Here is a 16,078-nt window from a genome sequence, read left to right as displayed (position 1 = left end):
CCGGCAGTGATTGTGCCCGTCGACAACAGACGAGATTCGAATTGGTTGCGGCAGCTCGGAAATCGAAGCGCGTGGCTTCAACGTTCTAGAATTCTCAAGAATCCAGGAACGATTGCCGCTCTTTCCCGTTTATGCAGTCTGCACTTCGCCCGAGAAGACTGGCTCTTGTCGTGAGCTGAAAGTGAGCTCCCGGCTCACGTCGCCCAATAGGGCTCCCGCAGCTTGCGCTTGAAGATCTTTCCGATCGCCTCGCGCGGCAGCGCGTCGCGGAATTCGACGTCCTTTGGCACCTTGAAATTGGCAAGCCGCTCGCGCAGGAACGATCGAACAGCGTCGGCCGAGAGCTCGGAGTCCGATTCAGGCTCGACAAAGGCGCACAGCCGTTCGCCGAATTCCGCGTCCGGGATCCCGAACACGGCACAGTCGCGCACGCCGGGCATTCCGATCAGCGCGTTCTCAATCTCGGCGGGATAGATGTTGACGCCGCCGGAGATCACCATGTCGCGCTTGCGGTCGCACAGGAACAGATAGCCGTCCGCGTCGAGGTAACCGACGTCGCCGACGCTGACCAACCCGTCACGTCCGGCCTCGGCCCTTGCCTGCGACCTGCCGTGATAGTCGAAATCGGGCACCGCCGTCTGGCGCATGTAGATTTCGCCGACTTCGTTGGCACCGCACGGGCTGCCATCGTCGCGGAAGATCCTGACGATGCCGCCTTCGATGGCGCGGCCGACCGTCCCGGGCTTCTTCAGTGCTTCCTCGGCCGAGTGCCACACCGGGATCCCGGTCTCCGTGGAGCCGAAATATTCGTTGATGACCGGTCCCCACCAGTCGATCATGGCGCGCTTGACGTCCGGCGGGCAGGGCGCAGCGCCGTGCACGACGAAACGCAGCGACGACAGGTCGTAACGCTGTCTGACCGCTTCGGGCAACCGCAGCAGCCGGACGAACATGGTCGGTACCATGTGAATGTGCGTGACGCGGTGGCGCTCGATCAGCGCAAGCAGCTCCTCGGCATCGAACCGCGCCTGGAGGATGATGGTGCAAGCGCTGCGGAACGCCAGCATGCCGTAGGAATGCGGCGCCGAGTGATACATCGGGCCGTTGATCAGCACGATTTGGTCTTCCCGCGGCTTGATGCCATAGGCGATCCCGCCCACGCGTTCCGAGGCGGCCGCCTGTTCGGGCTGCATCGGCATACGCCGTACGCCCTTCGGCATGCCCGTAGTCCCTGATGTGTAGATCATCGCTGCCGCCCGGCGCGGTGGCTCCTGCGCTTGCGGATGGTCGTCGCGCCAGCGGTCCCAATCGGTCAGTCCCACAGGGATCTCGGTCAGCTCCCGAGGGATCGAGAAGGTCGCCGCGAGTTCGGGCGGCGTCGCAACGACCAGGAGAAGAACATCCGCCGGTATGCCGTCGCGGATCTGCGGCAGCAAATCGGCATGGCAGACCAGGATCTTCGCCCCGCTGTCGGCCAGGATGTAACGGACCTCCTCGGCTTTCAAATGCCAGTTGATCGGCACCACCGGACTTCCCAGCGCGGCCGAGGCCGCAACCACCTCGAACAGGGCGAAATCGTTGCGCAGCATCATCGCGACCGGCGCGGCCTCGGCAAGCCCGAGGGCGCGGAAGCCGCTCATCGCCCGCCTGATCCGGGCCCGGAGGTCGTCATAGCTGATCTGGCGTTCGCCGCTGATGATCATGGCGTCTCCTCATCCCGCTCGTCTAGCGGTCATCCAGCACGTCGCCGAAGCCGACCCAGCTCTTGCCGTTGAAACGCCGGAGCTGAAGCTGCTGGAACGGCAGATAGTCGTCGGGGCCGGTCGTAACCGCCATTCCCGGCAGCAGCAGCGGCAGCTTCACATCCTTCAGCGAGGCCGCCTGGCGCATGATGTTGTCGCGGCTGATATCATCCTTGCACGCCTTCAGCACCGTCATCAGCAGCGTGGCATAGTGATAGCCCGCGGCGTAGTTGGAGTTGGAGAGGTCCGCGGTCGGCATGTAACGCTTCATAAAGGCGAAATATTCCTTCACGCCGGGATCGTCGGCCCATTGCGGGTCCATCGTGTCCTTCTGGTTGCTCGACGAGATCAGGCCGACCGCGTTGTCGAGCCCTGCCGGTTCCAGGAAAGAGATCGACGACGCGGAGGTCGGCACGAAGAACAGCTCCGGTTTCCAGCCGATCTCGGCCACGCCCTTGACCATCTGCGAGGTGAACTTGCCGAGCACGACGCCGAACAGCACGTTGGCGCCTGACGCCTTCAGCGTCGAGAGTTGCGAGCTAATCGTCGGCGCGCTGGTCTCGTAGCTTGCTTCCGCGACGATCATGCCGGCCGCCTTGGTCCCGAGCGCACGCTTGAACCCCGCCACATAATCGCGGCCGAAATCATCGTTCTGCGACAGGATCGCAATCCTGGCGTCGGGCTTGGCCTGCAAAATGTATTTGGCATAGACCACGCCTTCGGATTCGTAGGCCGCCATGCCCGGCATCGTCCACGGGTTCTTCTGTGGTTCGGCCCATTTGGTGGCGCCGGAGAGCACGAATAGCTGCGGCACTTTCTTGGCGTTGAGATAGCGCTGCACGGCGCTGTTGGTGGCGGTGCCGAGTGAGCCGAACATCATCAACACCTCGTCTTGCTCCACCAGTTTGCGGGTCTGCTCGACGGTCTTCGGCGGCGAGTAGGCGTCGTCCAGCGTGATGAGCTTGACCTTGCGGCCGTTGATGCCGCCTTCGGCATTGACCTTCTCGAAGAACGCTTCCTGCGTCCGTCCGATCGCGCCGAAGCCGGAGGCCGGACCGCTGTAGGGCAGGGTCTGCCCAATGCGAATCTCGTCGCTGCCTTCGGCATAGGCGCTGCCGCCAGCGAGCGTCAGCAACGACATGCCGATCAGTGCGGCTGCCAGCTTCATGGTGTCCTCCCGTTTTATTGTCGGTTCGAGCCGTCAGGCGCTGGCGCGCATCAGGAAATCCTGTCGCGCCTGATCGAATTCCTGTTTCATCCGGTCGACGAGCTCGGCGACCGGCGGCGCGTCTGCGATCTGGCCGATACCCTGGCCCGAGCCCCAGATGTCGCGCCACGCCTTGGACTTCATGTTGCCGCCGGAGCCGAAATTCATCTTCGTCTTGTCGGCCGCCGGCAGATTGTCCGGATCGAGCCCGGCCGCGGCGATCGAAGGCCCGAGATAGTTGCCGTGCACGCCGGTGAAGAGGTTGGTGTAGACGATGTCGTGGGCGGCGTGCTGTGTCAGGGCGGACTTGTAGGCTTCGTCAGCATTGGCTTCCTTCGTCGCGATGAAGCGCGTGCCGATATAGGCGAGGTCGGCGCCCAGCGTCAGCGCGGAGGCGATTGCGAAGCCGTCGCTGATTGCGCCCGACAGCAGGATTGCGCCGTCGAACCATTGCTTGACCTCGCGTACCAGTGCGAAAGGCGAGAGCGTTCCTGCATGTCCGCCAGCGCCGGCGCAGACCAGGATCAGGCCGTCGACACCTTGCTCGGCGGCCTTGCGCGCGTGCTTGACGTTGATGACGTCGTGGAACACGAGGCCGCCGTAGGAATGTGCGGCCTCGACGAGCTCGGCGGGCGGTCGCAGCGAGGTGATGATGATGGGCGCCCTGTGCTTCACACAGATCTCCATGTCCTTCATCAGTCGGTCGTTGGAGGCGTGGCAGATCTGGTTGACGGCGTAGGGTGCGACCTTCTTGCCGGGATTGAGCGACTTGTATTCGCCGAGTTCGTCCTCGATGCGGCTCAGCCACTCGTCGAGCTTTTCCACCGGACGGGCATTGAGCGCCGGAAACGAGCCAACGATACCGGCCTTGCACTGGGCGATCACCAGCTCCGGGCCCGACACTAGGAAGAGCGGCGAGCCGACCACGGGCAGCTCGAGCGAATCCTTCAAGAGAGCGGGCAGCGCCATGATGTCCTCCCGGAAACGCAGTCCGCCGGCAGGCGGATGACGAGGCATTTCCCTGTTGATTGTCGCGGGCGAGTTGCCGCCCATGTTTCATTTCACGCCATTATAGGGGTTGGAGTGCGGCCTCCCATCGTTCAATATTGAACGGGCGACTATTCAGATTTGAACAGAGGACACTCATGGACTGGGACCTTTGCAAGACCTTCGTCGCGGTCGCCGATACCGGCAGCTTCACCGGCGCGGCGCGCCGGCTGCACAGCAGCCATCCCACCGTCAGCCGCAAGATTGCGGCGCTGGAAGCTCAGCTCGGCACCCGGCTGGTGGCGCGCGCCGCCGACGGCCTGGCGCTGACCGCGGATGGACGGACGCTGCGCGAGCACGCCGAGGTGATGGCGGCGGCCGCGCTGCGGGCGGAGACGGCAGTCTCGGCCGGAGGGCACAAGGCGCGCGGGACCGTCAAGCTGTCGATCGGCGCGACGCTGGCCTCACATTGGCTGATGCCGTGCCTGCCTGCTTTCCTGCGCGCGCATGATCACGTCCAGCTCGAGATCATCACCCACCCGTTTCCGGCGAGCGTGCGCCGGCGCGAGGCGGACGTGGTGCTGCGGCCCTTCGACAGCGGCGAGGAAAATCTGGTCGGCCGCAAGATCGGCCGTCTCGGCACCGGGTTCTACGCCTCGCGGGACTATGCCGGCGGGCGGTCCTTGCCGGAACGGCGCGGCGAGTGGAAGGGGCACAGCGTCATCGGTTTCGCCGATCAGACCTCCAACGTCCAGCTTGCGCGGTGGAGCGACGTCGTCACGCGTCAGGCCAGGGTGGTGATGCGCTGCTCGTCGCAGGGCGACATGCTGGCGGCAGTCCGCGCCGGACTCGGAATCTCCGCCCTGTCGTGCTTTGTCGCCGAAACCTATCCCGATCTCGTGCGTGTCGCGCCGCAGAAGCTCGCCAGCGTGGCGGACCTGTGGCTGCTCGCCCATCCCGACCTTGTCGAACTGCCGGCGGTGCGGGCCGTCATCGACTTCGTCGCCGATTGCGCCCGGACCGATCGCGTTAGGCTGCGGGGCTAAGCGGGTCCCGCGATGACGCCTTCGCGTTTTTTTACCGCGCGATAATAGCTCCACCACAGATGCGCCGCCGCGCCGCGCAGGGGGCGCCAGGGTTCGGCGAGCGGCGCCATCTGCTTCTCCGTCGGCCGCGCCTGCAAGCCGAGCCCAATGCGGATGCCTTCCTGCACGGCGAGGTCGCCGGCCGGCCAAGCGTCGCCATGGCCCAGGCAAAACAGCAGATAGACGTCTGCGGTCCACGGTCCGATGCCGGGCAGTGCGATCAGCGTGTGGTGCGCGGCATCGGCGTCTTCTTCCGCGAGCACGTCCAGGTTCAGCCGCTGTGCGGTGATCTCGCGCGCGAGATGTTTCAGCGTCTTGATCTTGGCGGCCGACAGGCCGAGCCGCCCCAGCCGGTCAGTGCGGGCGCGGCGGACCGCCTCGTGGTCGAACGGATCGAAAGCTGCCGACAACCGCCCCCAGATCGCCGCGGCGCTCGCGGTCGAGAGCTGTTGCCCGCAGACAATGTGGGCAAGCCCCGCAAAGCCCGGCTCGCGCCGCCGCAACGCCGGCATGCCGGCCGTCGCTAGTACGGGCTTCAGGCGCGGATCACGCTTGACCAGCACGTGGACGGCCTCTTCGAGATCGGATTGGGTTTCGAGGTGGATGGTCATGACGTTATCGACTCGCCGCGATGCGGATTGTTCGTCCTGTGGACGGCTTGGGACGATAAGATTAAGACCATACTATCGGAATCCGGAAGCGTTCGATGAATTTGAGAAGTATTCCCGTGGAGATGGACGGCGGCAAAGTCGCACTGATCGATGCCATGCTGGACCGCGTCGTTGACGAACATCGCGTCTTCCTTCCGCTCGCGATCGAAAGCGGAAGTCGAGCCTGGGGATTCGCCTCGCCTGACAGCGACTATGACTGCCGCTTTGTCTATGTGCGCCGCGCTTTCGATCACATTACGCCGTGGGTTAGCCGTGACGTCATCGAGCTTCCGTTCGAAGGAGATCTCGATGCGAATGGTTGGGACTTGCGCAAGGCGCTCCAGCTCCTGTTGAAGGGTAATGCGGCGATCTTGGAGTGGCTATGCTCGCCCGTCGTTTACCGGGGACAGGCCTGGTTTCGTGATGACTTCCTGGCGTTTGCCAGAGGGGTCGCTAGCCGCGAAGCCGTCTGCCGTCATTATCTTCATCTTGGTGAGCGGCAGCGGCGAGTCTATTTCGGCGACGGGACCAGCGTTGCGCAAAAGAAAATCTTCTATGCCCTTCGACCCGCTGCCGCTTTGCGATGGTTGCGCATGCGTCCTGCCGAAGCGGTGGCGCCGATGCATTTCCCGACCCTCATGGAGGAATGCGACCCGCCGAGTGAACTGAAGTTGGAGGTCATGGAACTCATGGCCCGGAAGTCGATTACGCACGAGCTCGGTTCGGCACCTCTGCCGCCGATCGTGGCCGACTTCCTAGATGCGGAGTTCGAGCTTGCTCGCGATCTCTTCGAGGGTAGTGCACCAAGTGCGTCGGAAGCGATGATCCTTCGGGCGGAAGAATTTTATCGCAGCGTGGTGGAGCGCCTCGAGCGGGAGAGCGGCGCCGTTGTCCCGTTCCCGCTTGTCTGATGCCACCCGTTTTCCGATTTGCCCCCAGTCCGAACGGCTACCTGCATCTCGGTCACGCCTATTCCGCGCTGCTCAATTTCGATCGCGCGCGCGAGACCGGCGGGCGGTTTTTGTTGCGGATGGAGGACATCGACGCGACGCGTTGCCGGCCAGAGTATGAGACAGCGATCTACGGGGACCTCGCCTGGCTCGGTGTCGCCTGGGAGACGCCGGTGCGGCGGCAGTCGGAGCATTTCGACGCGTATCGCGCGGCACTGGACAGGCTCTCGGCGCTTGGCCTGGTCTATCCCGCCTTCGAAAGCCGCGCCGAGATCACAAGGCTGGTTGCGGCGCGTGAAGCGGCTGGGCCGTGGCCGCGCGATCCCGACGGCGCGCCGCTCTATCCCGGCGACGCCAGATCGCTGTCCGCCGACGAGTGCGACCGCCTCATCGACACCGGTGCGCCCTATGCGCTTCGGCTCGACATGGCGGCCGCCTGCCGCCGCGCCGCCGACCTGAGCTGGAACGAACTGGGCGAGGGGCCCGATGGTGAGCGTGGTGTCGTTCCGGCGCGGCCAGAAGCCTGGGGCGATGTCATTGTGGCCCGCAAGGAGACTCCGACCAGTTACCATCTGTCCGTCGTTGTCGACGATGCGCTCCAGGACATCGGCGAAATCGTGCGCGGCCAGGACCTATTCCACGCCACTTCTGTCCACCGTCTCCTTCAGGTTCTGCTCCGCCTGCCCGAACCCGTCTACCGCCACCATGGGCTAGTTCGCGACGAGGGCGGCCGGAAGCTGTCGAAATCAACCAGCTCGACCGGCCTTCGTGAACTGCGCGCTGCCGGCGCCACGCCGGCCGGTATCCGCCAGCTGGTGGGATTAGATTAAGTTTCTCTGGGGGTTAGCCAAACGCCGCCGTGACTCCGGGTGTTCCGCCGTGCCATGCTCACCTGACGGCCCGGGGTTCGAAGGGGATACTTCGAAGGGGAGTTATGGCGGCGAAAACGCGCGCAGCGCGCACTACGGGGACGTCCAAGCGAGTGGCTCGGAAGCGCTCCGGGCCGACTGCCCGGTTGCGCAAGCGCAGCACCAAGCGGGGCGAGCCGGACGTCGTCCAGGCCGCGCTTGCCGCCTTTGCCCATGAGGTCCGCACTCCCCTGACCGGCATTCTCGCGATCAGCGACCTGCTCGCGACTTCGGATCTCGGTGAGCGGGAAAGACGCTGGGCCGACACGATCAAGGCCGGTGCCGAGCATCTGGCGAACCTTGCTACCCTGTTCGTCGATGCCGCCCGAAGTGGCAAGGGGACCGGGAAGACGGTCGGGGGTGGAAGCTCGCTGCGGCAGGATTTGTTCGACCTGCGGACGCTCGCCCGCAACGCTGGCGATTCGCTGGCCGGTCGCGCCGCGGCCAAGGGCCTCCAGGCCGAGGTCGATATCTCGGAGAAGCTGCCCGGGCTGGTGGTCGGTGATCCCGTGCGCCTGCGCGCCGCGCTCGAGAACCTGATCGACAATGCCGTGAAGTTCACCGAGCACGGCGGCGTGGCGCTCACGGTCGCGCCTTGGCGTTCCGCCAAGAGCAACACCAAGAGCAAAGGCCAAACAAAGAGCAAAGGCAGCGTCGGAATCGCTTTCGCGGTGTCCGACAGCGGCATTGGCCTCACCATGGCCGAGATCAAGCGGCTGTTCCGGCCGTTTACCCAAGCCAATGTGACCATTGCCTCGCGCTTCGGCGGCGCCGGCCTGGGCCTGTCGTCAGTGAAGCAACTGGCGCGCGCGATGGGCGGCGACATCACGGTCGCCCCTCGGCCCGGCGGCGGCGCCACCTTTACGTTGACGGTGTCGGTAGATGCCACGGGATCGGGCAAGTCCAGCAAGTCGAAGGGCGAAGCCGAGATGGATGCGGTCCCGGCGCTGCGCTTGCTCAGCGTCGAGGACAATCCGTTCGGCCGCGTCGTGCTCAACACCATCCTGACCGAGCTCGGCCATCATGCCGAGTTCATCGGGCGCGGCGAGGACGCGGTGAACCGGCTCGCGCAGGGCGCCTTCGACGCGGTGCTGATGGATATGGTGCTGCCGGGCATCAATGGCGTCGAGGCGATCAGGCGGATCCGCACCATGGCGACGCCGTTGGCTCAGATCCCCATCATCGGGGTGTCCGGTCGCGGCGAAGACGAAGTCGCCTCACGCGAGGCCGGCGCCGACGCCTTTCTGGTCAAGCCTGTGTCTCCGCGGGCGCTAGCGACTGCGCTGCTTGCAGCGACACGCCGTGAGGAAGCCGCGACTTGATGATCGCGGCATTGAGCTCGCCGCCGTAGACGAAGATCGCGGCGATGAAGTACAGGAACACCAGCGCGATGATCACCGAGGCGAGCCCGGCATACATCGTCACGTAATTGTTGGCGAAGCGCGCCAGATATTGCCCGAACACGATGCCCGAGATCAGCGACGCCACGATGGTGAAGACGATGCCGGGCAGGATCTGGAGGAACCGGCGCCGTCCCGCCGGCAGCCAGGTATGCAGGATCATCAGCGCCACCACCAACGCGGCGACGGTGATGCCGTAGCGCAGCCAGGTGAGAATCCTCTCGTTGGATTCAACGAACAGCGGAATGTGCGCACGCGCGGCCTCGATGAGCAGCGGTCCGAGCACGATCAGGAATGCCATGGCGAGCGCGGTGAAGGCCGCAATCAGCGTGTATGCGATCGATTCCAGCCGTAGCCAGTACCAGGGCCGCATCTCCACGACCGCATAGGCGCGGTTGAGCGCGACCCGCAGTGCCTCGACGCCGTTGGAGGCGAAGTAGACCGACAGCACCGCACCGATGGTGAATAGGCCGGTGCGGGTCGTGGTCAGCACGTCGTGGACTTCCCCCGAGATCGAATCCGCGACCTGCTTGGGCCAGACCTGAAGCATCAGGCTGGCGGCCTGATCGGCGAGTTCCTTGGAGCCGAAGAAGCCGGCGAGGGAGGTCAGCACGATCAGGAACGGGAACAGCGCCATCAGCGTCGACAGCGCGATGTGGCTCGCGATCGCCCAGCCATCGTCGGCCAGGAACGTGTAGAACGCGTCCATTACGACAAGGTAGATGGTGCGGATTGCCTTCACGCGCCACCTGCACTGCTGTTGCCACGTCCTCTTCCCGCGCGCGGGAAGCGCATTCTGTCCTCTTCCCGGGGAGAGGCGAAGAGGATGGGCAGTTCGCGGAGATCCAGATTCATCTAGCTAGCTTCTGATATTATTGGCTTGAAAGCCAGATCGGGAACGCCATGGCGGACCGGCGCGCAGGGTGTTATCTACCCTCGAATGGCATCTCTCCTGAGTACTTTCATTCTGCCAATCGCGGTCGGCGCCGTGGCGTTGGTGCTGCTGCTTGGTCTGATCAACATGATGCGCGGTGGCTCGCCCAACACCTCGCAGAAGCTGATGCGCTGGCGCGTGCTGCTTCAGTTCGTGGCGATCGTCATCGCGATGGTCGCCGTGTGGGCGATGGGGCGTTAACATGGTCGTGCTCAACCGCATCTATACGAAAACCGGTGACGACGGCACGACAGCGCTCGGCTCGGGCGAACGCCGGCCGAAATATGATCTGCGCATCGAGGCCTATGGCACGGTCGACGAGACCAATGCTGCGATCGGCGTGGTCCGGCTTCACACCAGGGATGCGCCCGAGCTCGACGCGATGCTTGGCCGCATCCAGAACGATCTGTTCGACCTCGGCGCGGACCTCGCGGTGCCCGAACGTGAGGGCAAGGCGGAGCGGCTGCGGGTGGTGGCGAGCCAGGTCGAGCGGCTCGAGCGCGACATCGACGCGCTCAACGACAAGCTGGCACCCCTGACCTCCTTCGTACTGCCGGGCGGCACGCCGGCCGCCGCCTACCTCCATGTCGCCCGTACGATTTGCCGCAGGGCGGAACGCGTGATGGTGGAACTGGCGGCCCGGCCGGAAGAGCCTGTGGGTGCCGCTGGCATCCAGTATATGAATCGCCTGTCGGACTTCCTGTTCGTGGCCAGCCGCGCCGCCAACAATGACGGCGCCGGCGACGTGCTCTGGGTTCCGGGCCAGAATCGCTGACCGATCAGGCGGCGCATTTCTGGGCGCCAAAATTACACCCCATCGCGCGTTGACCGGGCCGGATCAGGCCTTTAGGTTCCGCGCCAGTTGATAAACCCCCTCCCAGATTGAGTGAAAGAGGATCGATGAAGGTCTTGGTGCCGGTAAAGCGGGTGGTCGATTACAACGTCAAGGTCCGCGTCAAGAGCGATGGATCGGGTGTTGAACTCGCCAACGTCAAAATGTCGATGAACCCGTTCGACGAAATTGCGGTCGAAGAAGCGCTGCGCTTGAAGGAAGCCGGCAAGGCGACCGAAGTCGTGGTGGTCTCCATCGGACCGGCGCAGGCGTCGGAAACGATCCGCACCGGTCTCGCCATGGGCGCCGATCGCGGCATCCTGGTGAAGGCGGAAGGCGCGGTCGAGCCGCTCGCCGTCGCCAAGATCCTGAAGAAGATTGCCGACGAAGAGCAGCCGGGCCTGATCATTCTCGGCAAGCAGGCGATCGACGACGACAGCAATCAGACCGGCCAGATGCTGGCCGCGCTGCTCGGCTGGTCGCAGGCGACCTTCGCCTCGAAGCTCGAGGTTGAAGGCAGCGACTTCAAGGTCACCCGCGAAGTCGACGGCGGCTTGCAGACCGTGAAGCTGAAGGGACCGGCGATCGTCACCACCGATCTCCGTCTCAACGAGCCACGCTATGCCTCGCTGCCGAACATCATGAAGGCCAAAAAGAAGCCGATCGCGGACAAGACCGCCGCCGATTACGGCGTCGATCTCACCGCGCGCCTCGAGGTTCTCAAGACGACGGAGCCGGCCGGCCGCAAGGCGGGCGTCAAGGTCAAGGACGTCGCCGAGTTGGTGTCGAAACTCAAGAACGAAGCCGGGGTGCTCTGATGACGACGCTTCTGATTGCCGAACACGACAATGCGTCGCTCAAGGATGCGACCAACAAGGCCCTGACCGCGGCGGCCGCGCTCGGCGCGGACGTCGAGGTGCTGGTGGCTGGCGAGAATGCCAAGGCTGCAGCGGACGCGGCCGCCAAGCTTGCCGGTGTAAAGAAGGTGCTGCTCGCCGACGGCGCGCTCTACGCGCACGATCTGGCCGAGCCACTGGCCGCGCTGATCGTCTCGCTGGCGCCGTCCTATGACGCCATCGTCGCGCCCGCGACCTCGCGCTTCAAGAACGTGATGCCGCGCGTCGCGGCCCTGCTCGACGTCATGCAGGTCTCGGAAATCACCAAGGTGGTCGCCCCCGACACCTATGAGCGTCCGATCTACGCCGGCAACGCCATCCAGACGGTGAAGTCGAAGGACGCCAAGAAGGTCATCACGGTGCGCACCTCCACCTTCGCCGCAGCAGGTGAAGGCGGCAGCGCGTCGGTCGAGAGCGTCGCGGCGGCGGCCGATCCGGGCCTGTCGTCCTTTGTCGGCGAGGAAGTCGCAAAGAGCGACCGTCCCGAACTGACCTCGGCCAAGATCATCGTCTCCGGAGGCCGCGCCATGCAGAGCCGCGAGAACTTCGCAAAGTACATCGAGCCGCTCGCCGACAAGCTCGGCGCCGGCGTCGGCGCTTCGCGCGCGGCGGTGGATGCGGGCTATGCCCCGAACGACTGGCAGGTCGGCCAGACCGGCAAGGTCGTAGCCCCCGAGCTCTATGTTGCGGTCGGCATTTCCGGCGCGATCCAGCATCTGGCCGGCATGAAGGACTCCAAGGTGATCGTCGCGATCAACAAGGACGAGGACGCGCCGATCTTCCAGGTTGCCGATTACGGCCTGGTCGCCGACCTCTACCAAGCGGTTCCGGAGCTGACCGCCGAACTCGGCAAGCTCGGCAAGTAAAACGCGCTAAAACACCGGCCGGAGCTATAAACTCCGGCCGGTGTTGCTTTTTGAGGCGTTTTCTTTGGCGCGGGACACGCCTTCGAAGCGATCCAATCTAGGTTTCGAGGCCGGGTTCTGATTAAATCAGACCTCCCGGCTCGGGGGATAGGCAGGCGCGGTTGATAGCGCGCCGTTCCGGTGGATGACATTATGGCGGCAGTAATCAAGAAGGTCGGCGTGATCGGCGCGGGGCAGATGGGCAATGGCATCGCGCATGTCGCTGCGCTGGCCGGCTTCGACGTGGTGCTCAACGACATTTCGACCGACCGCCTCAAGTCAGGCATGGCTACGATCAACGGCAATTTGACGCGCCAGGTCTCCAAGAAGGCCGTCAGCGAGGACGACAAAGCCAAGGCGATGGCGCGTATCGTGGCCGGCGAGAAGCTGGACGACCTCGCGGACTGCGATCTCGTGATCGAGACCGCGGTCGAGAAGGAAGAGGTCAAGCGCAAGATTTTCCACGATCTCTGCGCGGTGTTGAAGCCGGAGGCGATCGTTGCCTCCGATACCTCCTCGATCTCGATCACGCGGCTCGCCGCCGCCACCGACCGGCCCGAACGCTTCATCGGCATTCACTTCATGAATCCGGTGCCGCTGATGGAGCTGGTGGAGCTGATCCGCGGCATCGCCACCGACGACCAGACCTTCGAGGCGTCAAAGGAATTCGTCGGCAAGCTCGGCAAGCAGGTCGCGGTCTCCGAGGATTTCCCGGCCTTCATCGTCAACCGCATCCTGCTGCCGATGATCAACGAGGCGATTTACACGCTGTACGAAGGCGTGGGCAACGTCGAGGCGATCGACGCGGCGATGAAGCTCGGGGCGCACCATCCGATGGGCCCGCTGGAGCTCGCCGATTTCATCGGCCTCGATACCTGCCTGTCGATCATGCAGGTGCTGCATGAGGGCCTCGCCGACTCCAAGTACCGCCCGTGCCCGCTGCTGGTGAAATACGTCGAGGCGGGCTGGCTCGGTCGCAAGACCCAGCGCGGTTTTTACGACTACCGCGGCGCCAAGCCGGTTCCGACGAGATAAGCCGGTCTCGTCTCCCGGCTCGTCACTTCGTGCCCGCCGCGTCCGGAACACGGACAAAGCCTACCCTACGGCGTTTCGTGACAATTCATGTCCCGTTAACCGCTCGCCTCTAGGTTACGCGCGGTACGAGGGTTTGCGTAATGGACATGATGGCGATGGTCAGCAGCATGCTGGCCTCTCAGCAAGGCGCGCTGCAGTCGAATATCTCGGCGACGCTGATGAAGCAGAACGCGGATGCGGAGAAATCCACCGTCCTGACGCTGCTCGGCGCCGGACAGCCCTCGCTTGCCAATGTCGGCGCCGGCGTCGGCAGCAATCTCAACGTCACCGCCTAACATCATCGCTTAGAACGACGCGGCGGCTTTGCCCGTCGCAGCCCGGATCAGCTTGAGGGCATCTTCGCTCGCCCATTCCGCCGGCCCCGCGATCGTCGCGATCTCGCAGCCTTGAGGATCGACCAGCACCGAGGTGGGCATGCCCAAAGCCCGGCCTATCGCCTTAAGATCCTGAAAAACCTTGGCTTTTTGATCGTTGAAATAGCCGAGCCGGGTAAGATTGGCCTCTTTCAGGAACGTCTTGGGCTTTTCGGGGTCGCGGGTGTCGATATTGATCGCCACCACCTCGAAATTCGGGCCCGAAAGCTTGCCCTGGAGCTCGTCCAGCGCCGGCATTTCCTTGCGGCAGGGCACGCACCAGGTGGCCCAGAGGTTCACCAGCAGCGTCTTGCCGCGGAAATCCGACAGCTTCTTCGGCCTGCCCTCGGCGTCTTCGAAGGCCAGGTCCGGCAGCTTCAGCGGTGCGGTCGCCATGGTCAGCGCCGCCACCTCGCCATGGGCGAGCGGGGCGATCTTCTGTGCGGTGTTCACCGCCGCCCGGCAGGCGGGATCGCCGGATGGGGCCCGACCCAGGCCGAGCCCGTACAGCGCGGCAAAGCCAGCCAGGCCCCCGACCACCACGGTGGCGATGACGACGGGGATACGGCGCGTGGCCGACCGCGCTTTCCTTTGGTCGAGCCTGTCGTTGGGGTCGAGCATATCGTTTGTCATCCGGTCGCAGATATGGCTATCAGAGGCCTCTTAATACGGCTGGCAGCCGTCGGCAAACGGGCGGCGGCGACAGGCAAGGCGTGAGCAGGGGATCATGAGCAACAAGATGTGGGGCGGCCGGTTCTCGGAACGTCCCGACGAGATCATGGAAGAGATCAACGTCTCCATCGACGTCGATCGTCACCTCTTTGCCCAGGACATTGCCGCGTCCAAGGCCCACGCCGCGATGCTGGCCGCACAGGGCATCATCACGGCCTCTGATGCGAAAAATATCGGCAAGGGTCTAGACACGATTTTGTCAGAGATCGGCAAGGGCGGCTTCGAATTCAAGCGCGCGCTCGAGGACATTCACATGAATGTCGAGAGCCGCCTGTCCGAGCTGATCGGCCCTGCCGCCGGTCGCCTGCACACCGCGCGCTCGCGCAACGACCAGGTCGCGACCGATTTCCGTCTCTATGTCCGCGATGTCCTCGATGAGACCGACGCCGCGCTCGCCGCGTTCCAGCAGGCGCTGGTGCAGCGCGCCCTGGAGCATGCCGGAACAGTCATGCCCGGCTTCACGCACCTGCAGACCGCGCAGCCGGTGACCTTCGGCCACCATTTGCTCGCCTATGTCGAGATGGCCGCGCGCGATCGCGGCCGTTTCCAGGACGCGCGCAAGCGGCTGAACGAGTCCCCGCTCGGAGCTGCGGCGCTCGCCGGAACCTCGTTTCCGATCGACCGTCACGCCACGGCGAAGGCGCTCGGTTTCGATCGTCCGATGGCGAACTCGCTCGATGCGGTCTCCGATCGCGACTTCGTGCTGGAGACGCTGTCGGCGGCCTCGATCTGCGCGGTGCACATGTCGCGCTTCGCCGAGGAGATCGTGATCTGGACCTCGCCGTTGGTCGGCATGATCCGCCTCAGCGACAAGTTCACCACGGGATCCTCGATCATGCCGCAGAAGCGCAATCCTGACGCCGCCGAGCTGGTGCGCGCCAAGACCGGCCGCGTGATCGGCGCGCTCAATGGGCTGCTGATCGTGATGAAGGGCCTGCCGCTCGCCTATCAAAAGGACATGCAGGAGGACAAGCAGGGCGCCATGGAAGGCTTCGCCGCGCTGTCGCTCGCGATCCGCGCCATGACCGGCATGGTCCGGGATCTCGTGCCTGATGAAGCGAAGATGAAGCTTGCTGCAGGCGAGGGCTACGCCACCGCGACCGATCTTGCCGACTGGCTGGTGCGGACGTTGAAGATGCCGTTCCGCGAGGCCCATCACGTCACCGGCCGCATCGTCGCCAAAGCCGCCGAGGGCGGCGTGGCGCTGCACGAGCTGCCGCTGAGGGAGATGCAGGCGATCGAAGCGAAAATCACGAAGGACGTGCTTGGCGTGCTCTCGGTCGAATCGTCGGTCAAGAGCCGGACCAGCTTCGGCGGCACTGCGCCGAAGAACGTGGCGTCGCAGGCCAAGGGCTGGCTGAGGCGGCTGGAAAAAGAGCGAAAATTGGGCTGAGGGCAAAAT

At 64.5% G+C, this 16,078-nt stretch carries 17 protein-coding genes; 11 read left to right on the top strand and 6 right to left on the bottom strand.

Annotated features, from left to right (window positions below; genetic code table 11):
* Window positions 1–194: 194 nt before the first annotated feature.
* Genes BRA1417_RS0100785 through BRA1417_RS0100775 form a run of 3 tightly spaced genes read right to left on the bottom strand, consistent with a single transcriptional unit; the run spans window position 195 to window position 3,918 of the window.
* Complete coding sequence (locus tag BRA1417_RS0100785; protein WP_027514170.1) at window positions 195–1,703, bottom strand: acyl-CoA synthetase; 1,509 nt, start codon at window positions 1,701–1,703, stop codon at window positions 195–197.
* 22 nt (window positions 1,704–1,725) lie between these two features.
* On the bottom strand, window positions 1,726–2,910 hold the full coding sequence (locus BRA1417_RS0100780; RefSeq protein WP_027514169.1) for an ABC transporter substrate-binding protein: 1,185 nt from the start codon (window positions 2,908–2,910) through the stop codon (window positions 1,726–1,728).
* 33 nt (window positions 2,911–2,943) lie between these two features.
* On the bottom strand, window positions 2,944–3,918 hold the full coding sequence (locus tag BRA1417_RS0100775; RefSeq protein WP_027514168.1) for a nitronate monooxygenase family protein: 975 nt from the start codon (window positions 3,916–3,918) through the stop codon (window positions 2,944–2,946).
* A 176-nt stretch (window positions 3,919–4,094) separates the two neighbouring features.
* Between BRA1417_RS0100775 and BRA1417_RS0100770 the strand changes: the two genes are divergently transcribed.
* Window positions 4,095–4,982 (top strand): LysR family transcriptional regulator, encoded by an 888-nt coding sequence (locus BRA1417_RS0100770; protein ID WP_027514167.1) that lies wholly within the window; start codon window positions 4,095–4,097, stop codon window positions 4,980–4,982.
* On the opposite strand, the gene BRA1417_RS0100765 is transcribed toward BRA1417_RS0100770, so the two are convergent.
* Complete coding sequence (locus tag BRA1417_RS0100765; protein ID WP_027514166.1) at window positions 4,979–5,632, bottom strand: DNA-3-methyladenine glycosylase; 654 nt, start codon at window positions 5,630–5,632, stop codon at window positions 4,979–4,981. The genes BRA1417_RS0100770 and BRA1417_RS0100765 overlap by 4 nt on opposite strands.
* Window positions 5,633–5,727: 95 nt before the next feature.
* Here BRA1417_RS0100765 and BRA1417_RS0100760 point away from each other — a divergent pair, with 95 nt between their 5' ends.
* The 3 genes from BRA1417_RS0100760 (at window position 5,728) to BRA1417_RS0100750 (ending at window position 8,851) form a co-directional block, all read left to right on the top strand.
* The gene (locus tag BRA1417_RS0100760; RefSeq protein WP_027514165.1) at window positions 5,728–6,582 is read left to right on the top strand and encodes a nucleotidyltransferase domain-containing protein; all 855 of its coding nucleotides are present in this window, start codon (window positions 5,728–5,730) and stop codon (window positions 6,580–6,582) included.
* Window positions 6,582–7,451, top strand: a complete 870-nt coding sequence (gene gluQRS, locus BRA1417_RS0100755; protein ID WP_035968309.1) for a tRNA glutamyl-Q(34) synthetase GluQRS — start codon at window positions 6,582–6,584, stop codon at window positions 7,449–7,451. The genes BRA1417_RS0100760 and gluQRS overlap by 1 nt, the downstream gene beginning before the upstream one ends.
* 104 nt (window positions 7,452–7,555) lie before the next feature.
* Window positions 7,556–8,851, top strand: coding sequence for an ATP-binding protein (locus tag BRA1417_RS0100750; protein WP_027514163.1), 1,296 nt, complete (start codon window positions 7,556–7,558; stop codon window positions 8,849–8,851).
* Here the strand turns inward: BRA1417_RS0100750 and BRA1417_RS0100745 are convergent.
* Window positions 8,778–9,671, bottom strand: a complete 894-nt coding sequence (locus BRA1417_RS0100745; RefSeq protein ID WP_027514162.1) for a YihY/virulence factor BrkB family protein — start codon at window positions 9,669–9,671, stop codon at window positions 8,778–8,780. The two genes, BRA1417_RS0100750 and BRA1417_RS0100745, sit on opposite strands and share 74 nt — an antisense overlap.
* A 198-nt stretch (window positions 9,672–9,869) precedes the next feature.
* On the opposite strand from BRA1417_RS0100745, the gene BRA1417_RS0100740 reads away from it, so the two are divergent.
* From BRA1417_RS0100740 to BRA1417_RS0100715, 6 genes are all read left to right on the top strand, one after another.
* Complete coding sequence (locus BRA1417_RS0100740; RefSeq protein ID WP_027514161.1) at window positions 9,870–10,064, top strand: twin transmembrane helix small protein; 195 nt, start codon at window positions 9,870–9,872, stop codon at window positions 10,062–10,064.
* Window position 10,065: 1 nt separating this feature from the next.
* A complete protein-coding gene (locus BRA1417_RS0100735; RefSeq protein WP_027514160.1) occupies window positions 10,066–10,638 on the top strand; it encodes a cob(I)yrinic acid a,c-diamide adenosyltransferase in 573 nt (190 codons plus the stop codon).
* Between the two features lie 125 nt (window positions 10,639–10,763).
* Complete coding sequence (locus BRA1417_RS0100730) at window positions 10,764–11,513, top strand: electron transfer flavoprotein subunit beta/FixA family protein (RefSeq protein WP_018453239.1); 750 nt, start codon at window positions 10,764–10,766, stop codon at window positions 11,511–11,513.
* Window positions 11,513–12,457, top strand: a complete 945-nt coding sequence (locus BRA1417_RS0100725) for an electron transfer flavoprotein subunit alpha/FixB family protein (protein WP_027514159.1) — start codon at window positions 11,513–11,515, stop codon at window positions 12,455–12,457. Before BRA1417_RS0100730 ends, BRA1417_RS0100725 begins: the two co-directional genes overlap by 1 nt.
* 192 nt (window positions 12,458–12,649) lie before the next feature.
* Window positions 12,650–13,531, top strand: a complete 882-nt coding sequence (locus tag BRA1417_RS0100720) for a 3-hydroxybutyryl-CoA dehydrogenase (protein WP_007597339.1) — start codon at window positions 12,650–12,652, stop codon at window positions 13,529–13,531.
* A gap of 140 nt (window positions 13,532–13,671) precedes the next feature.
* Window positions 13,672–13,866, top strand: a complete 195-nt coding sequence (locus BRA1417_RS0100715) for a hypothetical protein (protein WP_007615312.1) — start codon at window positions 13,672–13,674, stop codon at window positions 13,864–13,866.
* Window positions 13,867–13,875: 9 nt separating this feature from the next.
* On the opposite strand, the gene BRA1417_RS0100710 is transcribed toward BRA1417_RS0100715, so the two are convergent.
* The gene (locus BRA1417_RS0100710; protein WP_027514158.1) at window positions 13,876–14,565 is read right to left on the bottom strand and encodes a TlpA disulfide reductase family protein; all 690 of its coding nucleotides are present in this window, start codon (window positions 14,563–14,565) and stop codon (window positions 13,876–13,878) included.
* A 106-nt stretch (window positions 14,566–14,671) separates the two neighbouring features.
* On the opposite strand from BRA1417_RS0100710, the gene argH reads away from it, so the two are divergent.
* Complete coding sequence (gene argH, locus BRA1417_RS0100705) at window positions 14,672–16,069, top strand: argininosuccinate lyase (protein ID WP_027514157.1); 1,398 nt, start codon at window positions 14,672–14,674, stop codon at window positions 16,067–16,069.
* Window positions 16,070–16,078: the final 9 nt, after the last annotated feature.

Source organism: Bradyrhizobium sp. WSM1417 (genome assembly GCF_000515415.1).
GTDB lineage: Bacteria > Pseudomonadota > Alphaproteobacteria > Rhizobiales > Xanthobacteraceae > Bradyrhizobium.
The sequence above is the reverse complement of the archived record's forward strand: the minus strand, read 5'-3'. Positions and strand labels throughout refer to the sequence as shown.